Origin of the sequence: Cuneatibacter caecimuris, from assembly GCF_004216775.1 — a bacterium.
Taxonomy (GTDB): domain Bacteria; phylum Bacillota; class Clostridia; order Lachnospirales; family Lachnospiraceae; genus Cuneatibacter; species Cuneatibacter caecimuris.
On sequence record NZ_SGXF01000006.1, the window covers coordinates 124,782 to 144,185 of the forward strand.

16 protein-coding genes, 1 tRNA gene and 1 riboswitch are annotated in these 19,404 nt (G+C 51.0%); of the genes, 4 read left to right on the forward strand and 13 right to left on the reverse strand.

Annotation, left to right across the window (positions count from 1 at the left end; all coding sequences use genetic code 11):
* Positions 1 to 18: 18 nt before the first annotated feature.
* A riboswitch (ZMP/ZTP riboswitch) is annotated at positions 19 to 101 on the reverse strand.
* A gap of 117 nt (positions 102 to 218) precedes the next feature.
* Positions 219 to 291: transfer RNA gene (locus EV209_RS13380), tRNA-Thr, on the forward strand.
* Between the two features lie 148 nt (positions 292 to 439).
* Here EV209_RS13380 and nspC read toward each other — a convergent pair.
* From nspC to EV209_RS13430, 10 genes are all read right to left on the reverse strand, one after another.
* Entirely contained in the window at positions 440 to 1,567 is a 1,128-nt protein-coding gene (gene nspC / locus EV209_RS13385) for a carboxynorspermidine decarboxylase (RefSeq protein ID WP_130435978.1), read from the reverse strand.
* A 4-nt stretch (positions 1,568 to 1,571) separates the two neighbouring features.
* Positions 1,572 to 2,831, reverse strand: a complete 1,260-nt coding sequence (locus EV209_RS13390; RefSeq protein ID WP_130435979.1) for a saccharopine dehydrogenase family protein — start codon at positions 2,829 to 2,831, stop codon at positions 1,572 to 1,574.
* Positions 2,832 to 2,896: 65 nt separating this feature from the next.
* Positions 2,897 to 3,751, reverse strand: a complete 855-nt coding sequence (gene speB / locus EV209_RS13395; RefSeq protein WP_130435980.1) for an agmatinase — start codon at positions 3,749 to 3,751, stop codon at positions 2,897 to 2,899.
* The gene (gene speE / locus EV209_RS13400) at positions 3,741 to 4,592 is read right to left on the reverse strand and encodes a polyamine aminopropyltransferase (protein ID WP_130435981.1); all 852 of its coding nucleotides are present in this window, start codon (positions 4,590 to 4,592) and stop codon (positions 3,741 to 3,743) included. The genes speB and speE overlap by 11 nt, the downstream gene beginning before the upstream one ends.
* Positions 4,593 to 4,596: 4 nt before the next feature.
* Positions 4,597 to 6,051 (reverse strand): aminotransferase class I/II-fold pyridoxal phosphate-dependent enzyme, encoded by a 1,455-nt coding sequence (locus EV209_RS13405; RefSeq protein WP_130435982.1) that lies wholly within the window; start codon positions 6,049 to 6,051, stop codon positions 4,597 to 4,599.
* Between the two features lie 18 nt (positions 6,052 to 6,069).
* The gene (speD, locus tag EV209_RS13410) at positions 6,070 to 6,828 is read right to left on the reverse strand and encodes an adenosylmethionine decarboxylase (protein WP_130435983.1); all 759 of its coding nucleotides are present in this window, start codon (positions 6,826 to 6,828) and stop codon (positions 6,070 to 6,072) included.
* A 525-nt stretch (positions 6,829 to 7,353) separates the two neighbouring features.
* The gene (locus EV209_RS13415) at positions 7,354 to 8,151 is read right to left on the reverse strand and encodes an ABC transporter permease (protein WP_130435984.1); all 798 of its coding nucleotides are present in this window, start codon (positions 8,149 to 8,151) and stop codon (positions 7,354 to 7,356) included.
* A complete protein-coding gene (locus tag EV209_RS13420; RefSeq protein WP_130435985.1) occupies positions 8,141 to 8,911 on the reverse strand; it encodes an ABC transporter ATP-binding protein in 771 nt (256 codons plus the stop codon). The genes EV209_RS13415 and EV209_RS13420 overlap by 11 nt, the downstream gene beginning before the upstream one ends.
* Before the next feature lie 145 nt (positions 8,912 to 9,056).
* Positions 9,057 to 9,902 (reverse strand): DegV family protein, encoded by an 846-nt coding sequence (locus EV209_RS13425; protein WP_130435986.1) that lies wholly within the window; start codon positions 9,900 to 9,902, stop codon positions 9,057 to 9,059.
* A gap of 99 nt (positions 9,903 to 10,001) precedes the next feature.
* Complete coding sequence (locus tag EV209_RS13430) at positions 10,002 to 11,300, reverse strand: M18 family aminopeptidase (RefSeq protein ID WP_130435987.1); 1,299 nt, start codon at positions 11,298 to 11,300, stop codon at positions 10,002 to 10,004.
* Positions 11,301 to 11,449: 149 nt separating this feature from the next.
* Between EV209_RS13430 and EV209_RS13435 the strand changes: the two genes are divergently transcribed.
* The 3 genes from EV209_RS13435 to EV209_RS13445 all read left to right on the forward strand — a co-directional run bounded on the left by EV209_RS13435 (position 11,450) and on the right by EV209_RS13445 (position 14,978).
* Positions 11,450 to 11,944: a DUF5721 family protein gene (locus EV209_RS13435; RefSeq protein ID WP_130435988.1), complete on the forward strand. Its 495-nt coding sequence runs from the start codon at positions 11,450 to 11,452 to the stop codon at positions 11,942 to 11,944.
* A 130-nt stretch (positions 11,945 to 12,074) separates the two neighbouring features.
* On the forward strand, positions 12,075 to 14,075 hold the full coding sequence (htpG, locus tag EV209_RS13440; protein ID WP_130435989.1) for a molecular chaperone HtpG: 2,001 nt from the start codon (positions 12,075 to 12,077) through the stop codon (positions 14,073 to 14,075).
* 135 nt (positions 14,076 to 14,210) lie between these two features.
* Positions 14,211 to 14,978: an SDR family NAD(P)-dependent oxidoreductase gene (locus tag EV209_RS13445; RefSeq protein ID WP_130435990.1), complete on the forward strand. Its 768-nt coding sequence runs from the start codon at positions 14,211 to 14,213 to the stop codon at positions 14,976 to 14,978.
* A gap of 88 nt (positions 14,979 to 15,066) precedes the next feature.
* Here EV209_RS13445 and EV209_RS13450 read toward each other — a convergent pair whose 3' ends face one another.
* Genes EV209_RS13450 through EV209_RS13460 form a run of 3 tightly spaced genes read right to left on the reverse strand, consistent with a single transcriptional unit; the run spans position 15,067 to position 19,396 of the window.
* Complete coding sequence (locus EV209_RS13450; protein ID WP_130435991.1) at positions 15,067 to 16,557, reverse strand: DUF3604 domain-containing protein; 1,491 nt, start codon at positions 16,555 to 16,557, stop codon at positions 15,067 to 15,069.
* On the reverse strand, positions 16,554 to 18,908 hold the full coding sequence (locus EV209_RS13455) for a DUF4125 family protein (RefSeq protein ID WP_130435992.1): 2,355 nt from the start codon (positions 18,906 to 18,908) through the stop codon (positions 16,554 to 16,556). The genes EV209_RS13450 and EV209_RS13455 overlap by 4 nt, the downstream gene beginning before the upstream one ends.
* On the reverse strand, positions 18,908 to 19,396 hold the full coding sequence (locus tag EV209_RS13460) for a deoxycytidylate deaminase (protein WP_130436056.1): 489 nt from the start codon (positions 19,394 to 19,396) through the stop codon (positions 18,908 to 18,910). Before EV209_RS13460 ends, EV209_RS13455 begins: the two co-directional genes overlap by 1 nt.
* Positions 19,397 to 19,404: the final 8 nt, after the last annotated feature.

Here is a 19,404-nt window from a genome sequence, read left to right on the forward strand (position 1 = left end):
GGATACCCTGCTGCATGCTTCAGGTGCCCAGGCGGACGGCTCAGATAATCCGCGTGCTCCCCTGTGGTCTCCCACTGTTTCCGCCAGTTGCACGCTCTGTATTTATCATAAACGATTTCTTTCAGAATTTCAAGAATTTTCATGAATAAAATCTTTTAAAAAGTGGTTGCATTTTTCCCAAAATTATGTATAATATATTTTGTTGCCGTCAGGCACAAGCTTCCGTGGCTCAGTTGGTAGAGCAACGCATTCGTAATGCGTGGGTCGCCGGTTCAAGTCCGGCCGGGAGCTTTTTTTGATTCAATAAGCCCTCCGTAGCGGATGGCAGCCTGATTACTGCAGGTTCCACCGGTGCTTTATTGTGGCTGACCAAAAGGGCGCAAACGGATAAACCGCTCGCGCCCTATCTCAATGACAGAATTCCTTATCATGCAGTGTGTTAAGACAGCCTCTCTTTAAACGTCTCATATCCAAAGGATTTAACCACTTCCACCTGTCCGTCCATCTTCCGCAGCACGATATCAGGCAGCCGCATTCCATTAAAGGTATTCGTCTTCACCATGGTATACAGCGCCATATCCTCAAAAACCAGTCGGCTGCCCTCTGCCAGCGGCCTGTCAAAGGAATAATCCCCGATCACATCCCCCGCCAGGCAGGTGGGGCCTGCCAGCCGGTAGGTAAAAGGCTTCTCTCCTGGCCCGACCGCCCCTGCCAGAGGCGGTCGGTAGGGCATTTCCAGCACATCCGGCATATGGCAGGCCGCGGAAGCATCCAAAATGGCGATCTCCACCCCGTTATGAAGGGTTTCCAGCACGCTGGTCACCAGAAATCCTGCATTGAGCACCACTGCTTCTCCCGGCTCCAGATAGATTTCCGCCCCATAGGATTCTCTCAGACGGCGGATCACTCTCACCAGCCGTTCCACATCATAACCGGGTCTGGTGATATGGTGGCCGCCGCCCAGATTCAGCCATTTCAATCCTTTCAGCCATGGGCTGAACTTTTCCTCAAAGGCGGCGGCTGTCACTTCCAGAGCGTCCGAATCCTGTTCGCACAGGGTGTGAAAATGCAGGCCGTCCAGCAAAGGAAGGAGTTCAGGATCAAACTGCGCCAGAGTAGTTCCCAGCCGGGAACCGGGAGCGCAGGGGTCGTATATTTGGTGCCCCTCCTGGGTGGAGCATTCCGGGTTCACCCGCAGCCCTGTGGATTTGCCCGCTTCTTTCGCCCGGAGGCCGAATTTTCTTACCTGTCCGGGAGAATTAAATACAAAATGATCCGCAAGGCTCAGCAGCTCTTCAAATTCGTCCTCCCGGTAGGCAGGAGAAAACACATGGGTCTCTCCGCCGAATTCTTCCCGCCCCAGCCTGGCCTCGTGCAGGCCGCTGGCCGTGGTCCCGTCCAGATAACGGCGGATCTGCGGATAGCAGGCGAACATGGAAAAGGCTTTCTGGGCCAGCAGGATTTTACAGCCCGCCTCATCCGCCACCTGCCGCAGCAGCTCCAGGTTTTTCTGAAGAAGGCGTTCGTCCACCAGGAAATACGGCGTCCTCAATTCCAGTCCTTCCATGGCATTACTCCACCAAAACAGGATTTTCGCTGACCACCCAGGGAAGTCCCCACTGATTCAGCGCTTCCATATAGGGGTCCGGGTCGAATTCTTCTACCGTATAGACCCCCGGCTGTTTCCATTTTCCGGTGAGCAGCATCATGGCCCCAATCATCGCCGGTACCCCGGTTGTATAGGAAATCGCCTGGGAGCCTACCTCCCGGTAACATTCCTGGTGATCGCAGATATTATAGATATAAGCGGTCTTCTCTTTCCCATCCTTTTTACCGGTAAAGATACAGCCGATATTAGTCTTTCCCACAGTCCTGGGCCCCAGCGTGGCAGGGTCCGGCAGCAAGGCCTTTAAAAACTGGATGGGCACGATCTGCCGGCCTTCGTATTCCACAGGCTCCGTGGACAGCATACCCACATTTTCCAGACATTTCATATGGGTCAGATAGCTCTGGCCAAAGGTCATGAAAAAGCGGATGCGCTTCACACCGGGAATATTTTTCGCCAGAGATTCAATTTCTTCATGATGCAGCAGATACATGTCCTTCTTGCCCACCTGATCAAACTCATACTCTCTCTTGATGCTCATGGCTGGAATCTCCACCCAGCGTCCGTTTTCCCAGTAGGACCCGGGGGCGGATACCTCCCGAAGGTTGATCTCAGGATTGAAGTTGGTAGCAAAGGGATACCCGTGGTCGCCGCCGTTGCAGTCCAGAATATCGATAGTTTCGATTTCATCAAACAGATGTTTCTGGGCATAAGCACAGAATGCCTGGGTCACCCCGGGATCAAACCCGGAGCCAAGCAGCGCGGTCAGGCCCTTTTCCCGGAACTTCTCCTGATAAGCCCACTGCCAGGAATAATCGAAATATGCGGAAAATCCCTCTTCTTTACACCGTTTTTCGTATACCGCGCGCCAGGACGGCTCCTGAATGTCTTCCGGCTCGTAATTGGCGGTATCCATATAGTTCACGCCGCATTCCAGGCAGGCATCCATGACCGTCAGATCCTGATAAGGCAGCGCGATATTCATCACCAGATCCGGTTTTACTTTCTGAATCAGTGCAACCAGCTGGTCCACTTGATCCGCGTCCACCTGTTCAGTGGTGATCACCGCTGAAGTTTTTCCTTCCAGCGCCTTTTTCAGCGCGTCGCATTTTTCCCTTGTGCGGCTGGCAATACAGATCTCCTGAAACACCTGGCTGTTCTGGCAGCACTTCCGGATAGCCACATTGGCCACGCCCCCGCAGCCGATTACCAATACTCTGCTCATCATTTTTCCTCCATTCATACCTTTATCTTGTTTGTATTTTTGTCTGTTTTATCAAATGCTCTGTATTATAACTGCAAGGCCAGCAGCATTTCCCTGACAATTTTGCAGGCTGCGGCAGCGGAAATCCCGCTGGGATCGTAATGAGGGCTGAGTTCATTCACATCACAGCCCACCACAGCAGCTTCCCGGCAGACTGCCGTGACAGCCCGCTGAAGCTCCAAAAAGCTGACTCCTCCCGGCTCGGGCGTTCCTGTTCCCGGAAACACGCCGGGGTCCAGCACGTCCAGATCCACGGTCAGATAGACCGGCTTGCCGGCCAGTTTCTCCAGGGTCTGATCCAAACCCTGAAAATCAAACTTGCGCGTTTCCACATGGTCTTTGCCCCACAGAAATTCCTCCCGGTCGCCGGAGCGTATTCCAAATTGGTGGATTCTTCCGTCCCCTATCAGTTCCCAGCACCGCCTCAGCACACAGGCATGGGACAGTTTCACTCCCAGGTAATCTTCCCGCAGGTCCGCATGAGCGTCAAAATGGATCACAAAAACCTCCGGAAACTGCTTTTGTACCGCCCGGAAAGCGCCAAGGGTCACCAGATGTTCTCCTCCCAGCATAAAGGGCAGCTTTTTATCCTCTAAAATCCTGGAAGTCCGTTCCTCGATCTGCTCCAGCGCTTTATTCGTATTCCCGATACACAGCTCAATATCCCCGCTGTCCATCACAGCGATATCCGCCAGATCCCTGTCCTGATAAGGGCTGTAACTTTCAATGCCGTAGGATTCTCTGCGGATCGTTCCGCTCCCGAATCTGGCGCCGGGACGGTAGGAAGTGGTGGAATCAAAAGGCGCGCCGAACAGGATCACCTCTGCTTCGCTGTATTCCGCATCGCACATCATAAATGTTTCAATATTCTTATTCAACATCTTTCAGCAGCTCCTCCACATATGCAGGTATGTAAAACGCGCCCTTATGCAGGGTGGTGGTATAGTAACGGCAGCTGAGGCCGCGCATATTCCAGCGCACCTCATCCAGGTTTCTCAGAGGATGATACTTCTTCGACGCAAATCCGAACAGCCAGTGTCCCGAAGGATAGGTCGGAATGTGCGCCTGATACACCCGGCTGACAGGAAAGGACTCCACAATATTTTTATGGGCCCTCTGGCAGGCTGATGCGTCGCCGCTGTAGAATGGGCTCTCATGCTGGTTCACCAGAATTCCGTCTTCCCGCAGGGCTTTATAACAGTTGCCGTAAAATTCCCTGGTGAACAGCCCTTCTCCCGGCCCGAAAGGGTCGGTGGAATCCACAATGATCAAATCATACTGATTCTCACAGGACCGTATGTATTTCAGGCCGTCCTCATAACGGATTGTCAGACGGGGATCGTCAAAGCGGCAGGCAGTCTGAGGCAGATACGTCTTGCACACCTCCACCACCAGCTGATCAATTTCCACCAGGTCGATATGGCGGATTTCCGGATATCTGGCCAGCTCCCGCACCACTCCGCCGTCCCCTGCGCCGATCACCAGCACCTGTTTTACTTCGGGATGCACTGCCATCGGCACATGGGTGATCATTTCATGATAAATGAACTCATCCTTTTCCGTCAGCATCATATAGCCGTCCAGGACCAGAAAGCGCCCGAACTCCGGAGACTCGAACACGTCGATTTTCTGGAATTCGCTCCTGCCGGAAAACAGCTGACGGTCCACCCGGATGGACAGCTTAACATTTGGTGTATGAAACTCAGAAAACCAAAATTCCATCCGCTCACCTCTCTCCTTTCCAAACATTCAGCCGATTGATGCCGGGGTCTTCCGGCCCTGTCATGCTGCAGCCTTTTTCTCTTGCATAATGGATGTAGCGGAGCACTTCCTCCGTAACCAGCTCTCCCGGAGCCAGTATAGGGATTCCCGGAGGATAGCACATTACAAATTCCGTACACACCCTCCCAAGGGCGGCGTCCAGCGGCACCGACTCTTTTTCCCCGTAAAACGCCTCCTGAGGCGAAATCACCACCTGGGGCTCTATGTACTCCTGGCACAGCATTCCTGCCTGGTCCTTCTGAAACCGGCGCTTCACCTCAGAAAGCGCGCTGACCAGCCGTTCGATCTCTCTTGGCCTGTCGCCGATGGATAAATAGGCCAGGATATTTCCCAAATCCCCGAATTCTATCTGAATATCGTATTCATCCCGCAGCAGGTCGTAAACTTCAATGCCTGCCAGCCCTGTCTCCAATGTGTTGACGGACAGCTTCGTCACATCAAAATCATAGACGCTGCCGCCGTTGACCAGTTCCCTGGAAAAAGCATAGTATCCTCCGATCCGGTTGATTTCTTCTCTGGCGTATTCCGCCATCTGGATGACCCGCCCAAATGCCCGTTCTCCCCGCAAAGCCAGGTTTCTTCTTGAAATATCCAGGCTGGACAGCAAAAGGTATGAACCGCTGGTGGTCTGGGTCAGATTAATCATCTGCCGTACCTGTCCTTCTGAGACTGCCGGTCCTGTCAGGAGCAAAGAGCTCTGGGTCAGGCTGCCCCCTGACTTGTGCATGGATACCGCCGCCATATCCGCTCCTGCCTCCATGGCGGATACCGGAAGCCCGGGATGAAAATAAAAATGAGTGCCGTGGGCTTCATCCGCCAGGCAGAGCATCCCGTGGCCGTGAGCCAGTTTCACGATTTCTCTTAGATCAGAGCAGATTCCATAATAAGTAGGATTATTCACCAGCACAGCCCTGGCCTCCGGATTCCTTTCCATGGCTCTGCGCACATCCTCCACCCGCATTCCCAATGGGATTCCCAGGCGTTCGTGACAGTCCGGGTCCACATAAACAGGAACCGCTCCGCACAAAACAAGGGCTCCCATCACGCTGCGGTGAACATTTCTGGGAAGGATGATTTTGTCACCCCGCTTTACGGAAGAAAGGACCATGGCCTGTACCGCCGACGTGGTTCCGCCCACCATCAGAAATGCATGGGCCGCGCCGAACGCCTCCGCCGCCAGCTCTTCCGCTTCCCGGATTACGGAAATGGGATGGCACAGATTGTCCAGAGGTTTCATGGAATTCACATCCATTCTGACACATTTTTCACCCAGCAGCTCAGCCAGTTCCGGATTCCCCCGGCCCCTTTTATGGCCCGGCACGTCAAAAGGAACCACCCTCTTTTTTTCAAAAGCCTGCAGCGCCTCATAGACAGGCGCTCTCTTCTGGTCTCCCGGCATTTTTCTGTCTCCTTCTCTTCAATAAATATTCCGTTCACTGAATATTTCTATCATTTCCCGGCGCAGATTGTTCATAATTTCCAGCCGTACCTCCGGACGCAGCTCATGTACGTCCATGTGGAACAGATAATTCTGCAGATTGATGTCCTTCAGCATCATCCTGGTATGAAACAGATTTGCTTCATAGACATTGATGTCCACCGCATCATATTCCCGCAGGACCTCCGGAGCAATATAATCCTGGATCGAAGTGATCCTGTGATCCATAAACAGCTTTTTTCCATCCACATCTCTGGTAAATCCCCTGACCCGGTAATCCATGGTAATGATGTCCGAATCAAAGGACCTGATCAGATAATCCAGTGTAGACAATGGCGTGATTTCTCCGCAGGTAGCCACGTCAATGTCCACCCGAAAGGTAGCCAGGCTGGTATCCGGATGATATTCCGGATAAGTGTGAACCGTCACGTGGCTTTTATCCAGATGGGCCACCTGGGCATCCCCTGCCGGCAGTTTCATCTCTTCCGCCATCAAGATTGTCACAGATGCTCCCTGAGGCTCGTAATCCTGGCTGGAAATATTCAGAACTCTTGCTCCGATCATATCTGTCAGCGTAGTCAGAATGCCTGTCAGGCGTTCCGAATTATACTGCTCATCAATATAGTTCACATAATCCCGCTGTTCCCGATCCGTTTTCGCGTAACAGACGTCATAGATATTGAAGCTCAGCGCCTTTGTTAAATTGTTGAATCCATAGAGCTTTAGCTTTCCTGCCATCCCAATGTCTCCTTCAGAGTTTCTCTTCTGCCGCAGCGCGATCTCCCAGAGGGTTTTGTTTCATAGGAAACTACGTTTCCTATGAAACAAAAAAAGCGGCATACCGATACAGTACACCGCTTGCTTCATCAATCTTTCAATGAGAAAGTCCCTTCCTGCCGTCAGCATAACCAGGACTATTTCATCTCACCTGTTTTCACCTTCAGGCATATCTGTCCAGAGTCTATATAGCAAATACTTACTTTTACTACTCTTATTGATTTTTTACAAGTTGTCTGTACCTCGTACAATGGTTATAAAGTAACCAACTTATAAAATTGAGCTTTTAACTCAATCAATAATGGCGGCTGGCTGCCGCCTCTCGGCAGTTGACCCGGCTGTCCGTATGGCCTTTCACCCTCCCGGGGGTCAGAGAAAATATTTGCATGGATACTCTGTAAATAATATACCATGACTTTTTTGAGTATATATTGCTTTCACTGGATTGTCAATACCTTCCAGGTACTTTCTTTCCCATTTTTCCTGCTAAAACCGCTTCTTGCACCATTTTTCCAGTACTTGTATGATCTGATACAGAACCATTGCCATAATACAGAGAATCACAATAGAGAGCATTACCCAATCCATTTTGAATACCTGGCTGCCATAAATGATCAGATACCCCAGGCCGGCCTGAGCGGCAAGGAATTCTCCGATGATCACGCCCACCAGGCACAGTCCGATATTCACCTTCATATTGCTGATGATCGTCGGAATGTTGCCTGGAAGCAGCACCCGTTTCAGCACATCTGTTTTGTGCCCTCCCAGCGTATAGATCAGCTTGATCAGATCCGGATCTGCACTTCTGAACCCGGTATACAATGTCATCATAGAACCGAATACAGAAATGGAAACAGCAGCCACAATAATGGTAGTGGGATTTGCGCCCAGCCATACGATCAGCACCGGCGCCAGCGCAGATTTCGGCAGGCTGTTGAGCATCACCAGATAAGGTTCCAAAACGGCGGACGCCATGGGGCTGGCCCACAGGCCGATGGCGCAGCTCACGCCCAGCACCATCACCAGTAAAAAACTGACCAGGGTTTCCAGCAGCGTTATGCCGGTGTGCATCAGAATGCTGCCGTCCTTCATCATGTCCATCAGGCACATCGCCATTCTGGACGGGCTGCTGAAAATAAAGTCGTTCAGGATTCCCAGACGCGCAGTAAGCTCCCAAACTCCCAGAAGCAGCAGTAAAAGCAAAAGGCGCAGGACGGTAATCCGTATTTTCCGCATCTTTCTCTGATGCAGATATTCCTCCTGCGCTGTCATTTCATGACGCATGATCTTCCAACTCCTTCCACACCTGATTAAAATATCCGGAGAATTCCGGAGAGTTCCGGCGGGCCAGAGGAGTGAGGTTCTGATCGGCAAAGGTAATGGGAATCACAGACGCCACTGTAGCCGGACGGCTGGACAACACATAAATCCGGTTGCCCACGCTGATCGCTTCTGACAGATCATGGGTAACCAGAATCGCAGTCTTTTTTTCCTGCCGGATGATTTTATAAATATCATCGCAAACCTGCAGCCTGGTCTGGTAATCCAGGGCTGAAAAGGGTTCATCCAAAAGCAGCATTTCCGGTTCCAGCGCCAGCGTCCTGATCAGGGCGGCCCGCTGCCGCATCCCGCCGGACAGCTGAGAGGGCCTGGCCTGCGCAAATTCCCCCAGCCCGTAAGTCTCCATCATTTCCCGCACCTGATTCTTCCGCTGCGGCGTCAGCTTATGCTGAATCTCCAGGCCCAGCGTCACATTGCTGAAAATTGTGCGCCATTCAAAAAGATGGTCCTTCTGCAGCATGTAGCCAATGTTGGTACTGTTTTCTTCCAGCGGCTTTCCCTGGATCAGAATTTCCCCCTGCTCTGGTTTCAGCAGCCCGCAGATCAGGGAAAGCAACGTGGATTTACCGCAGCCGGACGGTCCTACCACCGCGATGAATTCCCCCTCCTCCGCTTCAAGGCTGATATCGGAAAGAGCCTTTGTTTCCCCGGTTTCTTCGTGATATGAAAAAGAAATATGCTTCATTTCCAGAAATGGGCTCATATACAACCTCCTTAACAGATATATAATTATGATATGGCAGGAAACAGAAAGGTTGCAAGCAGAAAGGGACAAAACAAAACCTGCTGCCGTAAGACTTTGCATCTCACAGGCAGCAGGTATATAATAATCTGATTGTTCGGACGGATCAGCAGGCCACAATAATGCCTCCGTCGCTGGCATATAAAGTGGATACGCCGGCTGTTTCCGTAATATAAACATCCCGGAAGGAGCCCCTTTTCAAAAATTCTTCTTTCACAAATTCAGCGCGGTCCGGGCAGTTGCAGTGAGCGATGCCCAGGGTGCGGTTCTCCTGATCAGGCACAGAACCCACCACCGTTTCCACCATCCGCACAAGAGCCCTGTTAATTCCTCTGGCCTGGTCCACCTTGATGATCACGCCATGGTCAGCTCCCATCACGGGCTTGATATTCAAAGCGCTGGCAAAAAAAGCCTTGATTCCGGAGAGGCGCCCGTTCTTCCGGAGAGATTCCAGCGTCTCCAACACGAAAAAGGTGGACATTCTGTCCCGGAAATCCGCCGCTCTTTTGACAATCTCATCAAAAGACAGGCCAGCTTCCGCCAGACGCTGGATTTCAAACCCCAGCAGCGCCTCTCCGCAGGAAGCGGAATCAGAACTGAATACGGCAACCTGTTTGCCGCACCCCTTATGTTCTTCCTCCAGCGTGCGTTTGGCTACCATTGCTGAATTATATGTTCCGCTGAGGTGCTCTGACAAGGTTATGACAAAAATCATCTCAGCTTCTGTACTGAGGTAAGCGTTGAGAAAAGCCTCCGGCGCAGGGCAGGCTGACTTGGGACATTCCGGGCTGGCGGCAACCAGGCGGATAAAGCGAAGCTGGTCAAAGCTCTCATCGTCCACAATCTGCTCCTCTTCTACCTGCAATGTCAATGGAATCAGCTGAAAATGCGGATCTTTCTTCTTCTCCGGTGTTAAATCCATACAGCTGTCCCCGATAATCAAATAACTCATGAACCAATTCCTCCACATACATGGTTTTTAATACCATATACTATAGCATGAATTAACGCATTTGAAAAGGGGGATTTCTAGGTTTCTTCGTTCTAATTATTAAGTTTCTGTAAAATAGGCTTCCAGAAGATGGTTCAGATTACGCTGAGAATCTCTGCCGCATAATTCCCGCGCCGAATGCATTGCCAGCATGGGAATCCCGATATCTGCCGCCAGTACAGGCAGCCAGGAGGAGGACAGTGAACCCAGCGTGCCCCCTCCGGGAATATCTGAACGGTTGGTAAATTCCCCGTAAGGAATATTATTTTTCCTGCAGATTCCCTCTATAATGGCAATCGCCTGCCCGTCTGTGGCATACCTCTGATTCGTGGAGAGTTTCACGGCAACCTCTCCCCGCAGAGTCAGCTGGTTTACAGGGTCACATTTTTCTATATGATTGGGATGGACGGCATGTGCCACATCCACGGACAGCAGAAAGCTGTCCGCTGCCGCTGTGAGATACTGGGAGCGGCCTCTTCCCATCCCGCAGAGAATCTTTTCCAGCAGCCAGGACAGCTGTACGGAGTCCGCGCCCTGCTTTGTTTTAGATCCCACCTCTTCATTATCAAAAAGAGCGATCACATCGTATCCTTCCGCCCTGTCTCCATTGATGATGCCGTTCAGGCAGGCCTGGCAGGAAGTCACATTATCCAGGCGCGGGGAGGAGATCATGGATTTATCCGCTCCGCAGAGCGCCGGTGATTCGCAGCAGTATACATATAGATCAAAGCTCAGGATATCTTCTGGCTTAACCTGCAGTTCTTTTGCCAGCACACTGGCAAACTTCAGTTCTTCCGCCCCTTCCTTTTCTTCAGGGAACACCCCCATAAGCGGCAGAAGATCAATCTGCTGGTTCAGCGCTGCTCCCTGATTTACCTCCCGGTTCATATGGATCGCCAGATTCGGCAAGGTCAGAAGCGGGCGCTGAAAATCAATCAGACGCATTTGGGGATGGAAAACATCTTCTCCTTTCAGCGCCACTCTTCCGGCTATCGATAAAGGGCGGTCCAGCCAGGTATTATAAATAGGGCCTCCGTAAACTTCTGTATTCAATTTTGCGTAGGTTCCGGATTTCATATCCGGATTTGCTTTAATCCGCAGGCAGGGCCAGTCCGTATGGGCAGCCGCAATCCGGAAAGACTGGTGGAAATTCACCCCCGGATTCACCTTGAACGCAAAAAGCGTGGTCCCATACACATTCACATAGCGCCGGTCTCCGGGATTCAGGCTCCATTCCTGATTCATATGCAGCTGGGTAAAGCCAGCCTCCTCCAGCTGCCGGATCCCTTCCTGTACTATATGGAAAGGCGATGTGGCCGCGGTCAATGTATGGAACAGCTGTCTCACTGATTCATTCATCCTTTGTTCCTCCTATCAAACATATTCTGAAAAAGCTCAGACTCTATTCTATATGAACCGGGACAATTCTTCAAGTTCCCCTTTCTATTTTTTCAGATTTATATTATACTCTTTTCAGAGGCTTCTGAACGTGGAGGAAAGAAAAACATATGATCGCATGCAGAATTACTGATTTAAAAACCTTTACAAAACAGCTGTTCATGGAACAGCTGATGGACCGTTTCCTGGTCTCTGAGGCCGGCTTTGCCACCGCGCAGACGATACAGATCGACGGAATGATCAACAGGGAATTTTTCGGAGCGGAACAGCCGGCATGGGCGGCGGACGGATATCTTCCCTGGGAACAGCTCCGGCCGCTTTGTTTCCAGATGATAAAGGGGCGCCGGCTCCCGCTTTCTTTTAAAATCGTTTTCCGGCTGCCTTCAGAAAAACTGAGCAGCATTCTGGAATCAGCCGGCGCTTCCATAGCCCCGGAAGATGTGGACGCTCTGTTTTTAAATCTGGTTTACCGCAATGATATGATGGTGCTGACCACAGGCACCTCTCTAAAAATATTTACTCTGGACAAAAGCCTGGATACCGCCTGGGACCGCTATGTCCGCTGGTTCCTGGAAGAACGCGGCGTTTCCTGGGAAGAAGCCTGATATGGGATTTATCCTTTTTTTATAAAATTATTAGCACTCGTTTATAACGAGTGCTAATTTTCTATTGACTTTTCTCTCCCGCCGCGCTAAAATACCTTGCAGAATGATAAAACAAAGGAGTGTTGAAACCATGCAGAAGCAAGGTACATTATCTATCAACAGCGAAAATATTTTCCCGATCATCAAAAAGTGGCTCTATTCTGATCACGATATCTTTATGCGCGAGCTGATTTCCAATGGCTGTGACGCCATTACAAAGCTGAAAAAGCTGGATATGATGGGGGAATATTCCATTCCTGAAGACAATCAGTTTAAGATCCGTGTCGTTGTGAATTCCAAAGATAAAACCATTAAATTCATTGATAACGGCATCGGGATGACTGCGCAGGAGTTGGACGAGTACATCAACCAGATCGCTTTTTCCGGCGCTCAGGCGTTCCTGGAAAAATACAAGGACAAGACAAATGAAGACCAGATCATCGGGCATTTCGGCCTGGGGTTCTACTCCGCTTTTATGGTAGCGGACCGGGTTGCCATTGATACCCTCTCCTGGCAGGACGGCGCCGCCGCGGTGCACTGGGAGTCAGAGGAAGGCACCAGCTTTGAGATGGCTGACAGCCAGAAGTCTGAAGTGGGCACTGAAATCACCCTGTATCTCAACGAGGACAGCTATGAGTTTTCCAATGAATACCGGGCGCGGGAAATCATTGAAAAATATTGTGCATTTATGCCTGTGGAAATCTATCTAGAGGACGAGGCTGCAGAACCCCAGTATGAGACCATCGAAAAAGATGATCTGAAAGAAACGGATGAAATCGTTGAAACGGTAGTGGAAGAGGCGAAAACAGAAGAAAAAGAAAATGAGGACGGAACGAAAGAGACCGTAGAAATTTCTCCCCGTACAGAAAAATATAAAATAAATAAGCGCCCTGTCCCGCTCAATGACACTACCCCGCTCTGGAATAAGCATCCCAATGAGTGCACCGAAGAGGAATATAAAGAATTTTACCGCAAGGTATTCATGGATTTCAAGGAGCCTTTATTCTGGATTCACCTGAACATGGACTACCCGTTCAACCTCAAGGGCATTCTCTACTTCCCAAAAATCAATATGGAATATGAATCCATTGAGGGAACTATTAAACTGTATAACAACCAGGTATTCATTGCGGACAATATCAAAGAAGTGATTCCGGAGTTCCTGATGCTGCTCAAAGGCGTGATCGACTGCCCCGACCTGCCTCTGAACGTGTCCAGAAGCGCGCTGCAGAATGACGGCTTTGTCAAGAAGATCTCTGATTACATTTCCAAAAAGGTAGCGGATAAACTGTCCGGCATGTGCAAAACCGACCGGGAGAATTATGAAAAATACTGGGATGATATCAATCCCTTCATCAAATTCGGCTGCCTGAAAGACGAGAAATTTGCCGAAAAGATGAACGATTATATTCTGTTCAAGAATCTGGACGGCAAATATCTGACGCTGAAGGACTGCCTGGAAGAAAATGAGAAGGAACACAAAAATCAGGTGTTCTATGTGACAGATGAAAAGGAACAGGGACAGTATATCCATATGTTCCGGGAAGCAGGAATCGATGCAGTTATTCTGAAACATAACATCGATACCCCTTTCATCTCCCATCTGGAAATGAAAAACAAAGATGTGAAATTCGTCCGGATTGACGCTGATCTCACAGATGCTTTTAAGTCTGAAGAAACAGGTGATGAGGAGAAAGTGAAAAAGCAGTCTGAAGAACTGACCGCCCTGTTTAAAAAAGCCCTGAATAACGAAAATCTCTCTGTTCAGGTTGAGCATTTGAAAAATGATAAGATCGCTTCCATGATGACCATGTCGGAAGAAGGCCGCCGGATGCAGGAAATGATGAAAATGTACAGCATGTACGGCATGGACCCTTCCATGTTCGGAGGAAAAGACGGAGAAAACCTGGTTCTGAATCTGAACCATCCTCTGGTGCAGTATCTGGCGGAACACCAGGACGGCGGCCACACCACCACCATCTGCGAACAGTTGTATGATCTGGCGCAGCTGGGCCACGGCACGCTTTCGCCGGAACAGATGACTAAATTCATATCCAGAAGCAATGAAATCATGCTGCTGCTGGCAAAGTAAGAGGAATATCGGCATTTTTAAAACAATGTTAATTTTTTCTCAATTACCCTTGTAAATTCTGACGAAAAGTGATACGATTGGAATATCATATTTGGGCTAAGATTCCAAATATATCACGAAAGGAGATATTTTACAATGGGTGAATTAACCAACAAAACAGTGATCATCACAGGAGGCGGCAAAGGCGGCGGAATCGGCTATGGAATTTCCACCGCTTTTGCGAAAGAAGGAGCAAACCTTGTGATCACCGGACGCAACGTGGAAAAACTGGAAAACGCCAAAGAAGAGCTGGAACGTTTGTATGGCATTCAGGTTCTGACGGTTCAGGCGGACGGCGGAGATGAAGAGCAGGTAAAAAATGTGATTGATGCTGCTGTGAAAGAATTCGGCAAAATCCATGTGCTGGTCAATAATGCGCAGAACTCTGCCTCCGGCGTGATGCTGGCTGACCATACCAAAGAAGATTTTGACAAAGCAATTTATTCCGGACTGTACGCAGTCTTCTTCTATATGAAGCATGCTTTCCCCTATCTGAAAGAGACAAAAGGATCTGTGATCAACTTTGCTTCCGGCGCCGGGCTGTTCGGCAAACCTGGCCAGAGCTCTTATGCTGCTGCAAAAGAAGGGATTCGCGGTCTGTCCAGAGTCGCCGCTACAGAGTGGGGGCCTTTCGGCGTCAATGTGAATATCATCTGCCCGCTTGTGATGACTGCTGCGCTGGAACAGTGGAAAGAAGCTTATCCTGAGGTGTACGCCCAGACCATCAAGGGCATTCCCGCGGGCAGATTCGGCGACGCGGAGAAGGATATCGGACGCACCTGCGTATTCCTGGCCAGCGACGCCGCTTCATACATCTCCGGCGAAACCATTACCATGCAGGGAGGCAGCGGTCTGAGACCCTGACTTTAATCTAACAAGAATTTTTAAAACCCTCAAAACCTAATTTGGCTTTGAGGGTTTTTGCTGCACAGGAAGCTGCCTTCCCATCTCTTTATTTATTTTCAACAAGCACTGGTGAAACATAAGCCCACTGCCTGTTTTTCTGCGCCACTTCCATGTGGTAATAATCCCATTCCTGTTCCGGCCCCTGGTCTTCATACTCAAATCCAAAGGAAAATTGGGACTCCGGCAGGGCCCGGTGGATTTTAAATGCCTGTGAATGGTACTGCTCCATGTGCATGGTATAACCGCCGGCAAGCAGTTCTCCCACTGAAGCCTCCACATTCTTTCCATTCATGCAGAACTTTACTTTCGTCTCTTCTCCTCCCCGGATCTTTACCAGCACTGCGGAAGTGGAGGGATGGAGAGTGGATTTATTCCCTACTGTATCGCAGCAAAAGGAAACGGAATTTTTGTTTTCCAGACAGATATCAGTGCAGATATCGTTCACCGTATCAGGAGCATATTTTTCTGTCTCGGAAGGCGCCAGCACGCTTCTGCCTCGAAAATACGGAACAGCAGAAAGAATATCGCCTCCTTCCACCTGGATCCGGCCGTTCCAGCGGTACAGCTCCTGGGAACCCCAGCCAAATTCTAAACGCAGCTTAAAGCAGCTGTCCACTCCTTTTGCGGCGTATTGTTCCCCATTGATCACATGGAGAGGAGTTCCGTTTTTATAAATCACAATTTTGTCCAGCCCGTATTCTGTCTCCACATGCCCGGAAATCAGCCGTTTTCCGGGCGACGTGATCTCGTCTCCCATCATACCGCCGTTTACTCTGAAATCACAGAGGATTCTGTCACCCGTGACGGCATAAGTATGCCGGGCCAGAATGGCTTTCCAGATGCCCTCCCGGGACTTCTCTTCCGCCAGCACCGCTGCCAGCCCATCCCCGTAGGAGCCGGGAAATCCCGCATGGTGGTCTGTGGAAGCCACAAATCCGAAATGATGTCCCTGTCTTAATCCCTCCAGCACGGTGTTTCTGGAATCTCTTGGCCCCATATCATGGTAATAGGGGTAGTCCGCATCTTCCGCCATGGCGCAGCCGTGTTTGGAATATACCTCTACTACAGGAGAGATCCTGCTGTTAAATTTCCCCCAGTCAATCCCACGGTATCCCGGTGTATAGCCGATATGATGGGGCACCGCGACGGCCCCGGGACCGCATACTTCTACTAATTCTTCCGGAGTTTCACAGTCCTGCAGCACCATTCGGTCATTGCAGGTGAGAACATGGTGGTCCCCGAAGGCTCCCGAGTGCATTTCATAACCCTGAAATACCACAAAATCTTCTGTATTGGCTTCCGCCATTTTGGCGCGCACCTCTTCCCAGTGGTCTTTCAGTTTCTGAAAACCGGCCCGGTGAAAGCCTACCACAAATTCTGTTCCCGGCCCCTCCTCATACATATCCGGCCACATCGCATGCCCTGTAATGCAGCAGAAATCCAGCTGGCTCTTCGCTCTGGCCAGCGCATTCTCCAATGTGCCGAATCCATAAGTGATCCCGCAGTGATTGTGCAGATCTCCCCAATAAACCTTCATTCCCTCTCCTCCTGTCTCCCGGCCTTTTCTTCCGCTTCTTCCAGCGAACTGTATCCATAAAGATAAACCGACCACTTCATTGTCTCTTCCGTCAGATTGCGCTCTTTTTGCAGGCAGTCCGCCACCATCCAGCCATACCCTTCCAGAACCTCCGGCGGATAAGTGGATAATTCTCCCCGCAAATACGTTTCAAATGACGTATCCCATGGTTTGTCCTCCGCAGTATGAATGATTCTGGCATTCCCGGCCAGATGGGGCCTGCCGGCAGCAAATTCTTCCATCCATTTCACCTGGATCTTCACCAGCGCTTCAATCAGCGCTTTCTGTTTTTCCCCGATTTCAGGCAGATATTGCTCTAATTTCCTGTATTCTTCCAGCGCGGTGGATTCCATCATTCTGGCATACTTCTCCTGTACGGGATTCCATCCCCCGGACATCCCCTGTTCCAAAGCCCTGCACCATAAATCCAGCAGTTTTTCAGGCCAGGTTAAATACTGGCTGAGGCGCATGATGTGAAAAGTTTCCCAGTCATCCTGGCAGCCTGCCCTGCCCCCTTCATTCTGCACCTGATCAAAGGCTTTCCATTCCAGCCAGGTGATCTGCTCTGCTTTTGCCCTCTTTTTCAGCAGCGGAACCGCTCCTGCCAGCCCGGAAGCGTAATCGGGCAAAAGGCGCTGCGCCTTCATCTCCCGGAGCAGAATTTGTCCGGTCAGCTCCATGGTCAGTGAGATTTGATCCTCCCCATTGACCAGATCCCGGAAGCTGCCCGGCTCCATTTTCTCCCAGGCCCTCCTCTGATCTCCCATATCCGCGGCAGCATTCAGAATATCAGCAGCCCCGCCCAGAATATCCAGTCTGCCGCAGCTCTTGTGCAGCCATTTCCGATGGGGAGGATAAGCATGGTTCAGGAAATGAACCAGTCGCAGCAGGTGTTCTTCCCAGGCGGCGCGTTCCAGCCCTGCAGCCACCCATTCCCGGCGGCTCATCATTCTGTTATAATTATAAGGGCCGGACTGCATCAGCAGCGCGGCTTCCTCTGCAATTTTCAGAGCCCGCACTGCTTCCGGCCAACCTCTTTTCAGACGGTCCCGGATTTCCGAAAAAGCTCCCAGGTCGTCCCGGAAAACCGCTCCGTTTACAGCTGCCGCCAGCCGGCAGTCTTCAGCCGCCAGCCAAGCACTCATATTCTCAGGTCCCTCAGGGCTTCCGGCCAGATACCGGTAAAAATCAGAAATCCGCATGACGCCGTCCCGGAAATTTCTTTCCGGGCTGATCTGTCTGGGCACGCCGTGAAAAATCCCGGGAAGGGCATCATAGGCAGCCTGCAGCGGTTCCCCGATCTGCTCAAAGTCCTCGTCAGTCAGCCACATGCAAAATCTGGGGCCAAAATCATGGTCCCTGGACAGCTGATCGTCAAACCCGAAACAGTCGCTCCCCTCTCCTGCCAGGCCGACAGCAATCCGGTTCTCATATTCCGGAAACTGCCGCCGGATCATATCGGCCCCATAGTTCGCATAATAGAGCCTGCACAGCTCCAGCCCCTGATCCGGCGTGCCCAGAACCCTCTGTACTTCCTGCAGCTTTTCCCTGACTCGGGCCCAGTTTTCTGTCCTGCCTACGTGCTTTTCCAGCTCTTCCATGGCCCGGGCGTAATATTCCGCCGCCCTCTCCGCTTCTCCGTCCAGCCGGCAGGCGTCCCCGAAAGCGTCCAGAGCAGCGCTGTAGTGGAAATCCGTATTTTCTCCGGAGAGCTGTTCAAACAGCTCCAGCGCCTTTTTCAAATGTGTTTTTCCTTCTTGTTTCTTCCCGCAGTGCAGCATGGAAGCGCCCAGATTGCTGTGGGTCACCGCCAGCTCGCTGACAGCTTCCGGATATTTTTCCACAATATCCAATGCCTGTTCCAGGCAGCGGCAAGCCAGGGTGAAATCCCCCATTTCCTGGAACAGCAGGCTTTTATTGTTCAGCAGGCTGGCGAACCGGAAGTCCCCGGGCTCCAGCTCTTTTTGGTAAATCTTTTCCGCCTCGTCATAAGCCCTGAGGGATCTTTGATGTTTTCCCGCAGCCCTCCAGGCATTTGCTGCATTAAGCAGCGTAGTCCCATAGTGGACGCTGCCTTTCAGCCCCATCTGCTCCAGCAGCTCCAGCACCTGTTCACAGCAGGCGCTGGCTTTTTCATACTGGCTGGTATCCCTGTAAAAACCGATCAGCTCATTATACAGCGTAACAGAAGAGGAAGCATCGGAAACCTCCGCGGCTTCTTTCAGCTTCCTCTGCAAAAAATCCTCCACCTGACCGGTCTGATTGGATGCGAACAGCCCGTCCAATTCCTTTAAAACCGTCTGTATTTCCATCAATAACCTCTTTTTCCAATCAACGATTCATCGTCTTCCACCCAATCCTGTACCTGGATCAGCCGGTAATGCTCTTCATCATCCCGGATCACAACCTGGCTGATCCCGGAATTGATCACCATACGCTTGCACATAGCGCAGCTGTTGGCGTCTTTGATATAAGAATAATCCGACATCTCCTGGCCCACCAGGTACAGCGTGGCTCCGATCATCTGTTCTCTGGGCGCGTTGATAATTGCATTGGCCTCGGCGTGCACGCTGCGGCAGAGCTCATACCGCTCCCCCCTGGGCACCTCCAGCTTTGTACGGATGCACTCCCCCAGATCACAGCAATTTTTCCTGCCTCTGGGCGCGCCCACATATCCGGTGGAAATGATCTGGTCATTGTTGACGATCACCGCTCCATAGCGCCTCCGGAGGCAAGTGCTTCTCTTCGCCACCGTTTCCGCAATATCCAGATAATAATTCACTTTATCTCTGCGCTCCATCATGATCC

What these genes read in the sequence shown, in the direction of transcription:
- EV209_RS13405 (WP_130435982.1), bottom strand. Translation starts at nt 6,051, where the DNA reads ATGCCGGGAGACCAGAAGAGAGCGCCTGTCTATGAGGCGCTGCAGGCT.
- EV209_RS13390 (WP_130435979.1), bottom strand. Translation starts at nt 2,831, where the DNA reads ATGAGCAGAGTATTGGTAATCGGCTGCGGGGGCGTGGCCAATGTGGCT.
- EV209_RS13415 (WP_130435984.1), bottom strand. Translation starts at nt 8,151, where the DNA reads ATGCGTCATGAAATGACAGCGCAGGAGGAATATCTGCATCAGAGAAAG.
- speD (WP_130435983.1), bottom strand. Translation starts at nt 6,828, where the DNA reads ATGGCAGGAAAGCTAAAGCTCTATGGATTCAACAATTTAACAAAGGCG.
- EV209_RS13450 (WP_130435991.1), bottom strand. Translation starts at nt 16,557, where the DNA reads ATGAAGGTTTATTGGGGAGATCTGCACAATCACTGCGGGATCACTTAT.
- nspC (WP_130435978.1), bottom strand. Translation starts at nt 1,567, where the DNA reads ATGGAAGGACTGGAATTGAGGACGCCGTATTTCCTGGTGGACGAACGC.
- EV209_RS13420 (WP_130435985.1), bottom strand. Translation starts at nt 8,911, where the DNA reads ATGAGCCCATTTCTGGAAATGAAGCATATTTCTTTTTCATATCACGAA.
- EV209_RS13445 (WP_130435990.1), top strand. Translation starts at nt 14,211, where the DNA reads ATGGGTGAATTAACCAACAAAACAGTGATCATCACAGGAGGCGGCAAA.
- EV209_RS13460 (WP_130436056.1), bottom strand. Translation starts at nt 19,396, where the DNA reads ATGGAGCGCAGAGATAAAGTGAATTATTATCTGGATATTGCGGAAACG.
- EV209_RS13430 (WP_130435987.1), bottom strand. Translation starts at nt 11,300, where the DNA reads ATGAATGAATCAGTGAGACAGCTGTTCCATACATTGACCGCGGCCACA.
- EV209_RS13425 (WP_130435986.1), bottom strand. Translation starts at nt 9,902, where the DNA reads ATGAGTTATTTGATTATCGGGGACAGCTGTATGGATTTAACACCGGAG.
- EV209_RS13435 (WP_130435988.1), top strand. Translation starts at nt 11,450, where the DNA reads ATGATCGCATGCAGAATTACTGATTTAAAAACCTTTACAAAACAGCTG.
- speB (WP_130435980.1), bottom strand. Translation starts at nt 3,751, where the DNA reads ATGTTGAATAAGAATATTGAAACATTTATGATGTGCGATGCGGAATAC.
- htpG (WP_130435989.1), top strand. Translation starts at nt 12,075, where the DNA reads ATGCAGAAGCAAGGTACATTATCTATCAACAGCGAAAATATTTTCCCG.
- EV209_RS13455 (WP_130435992.1), bottom strand. Translation starts at nt 18,908, where the DNA reads ATGGAAATACAGACGGTTTTAAAGGAATTGGACGGGCTGTTCGCATCC.
- speE (WP_130435981.1), bottom strand. Translation starts at nt 4,592, where the DNA reads ATGGAATTTTGGTTTTCTGAGTTTCATACACCAAATGTTAAGCTGTCC.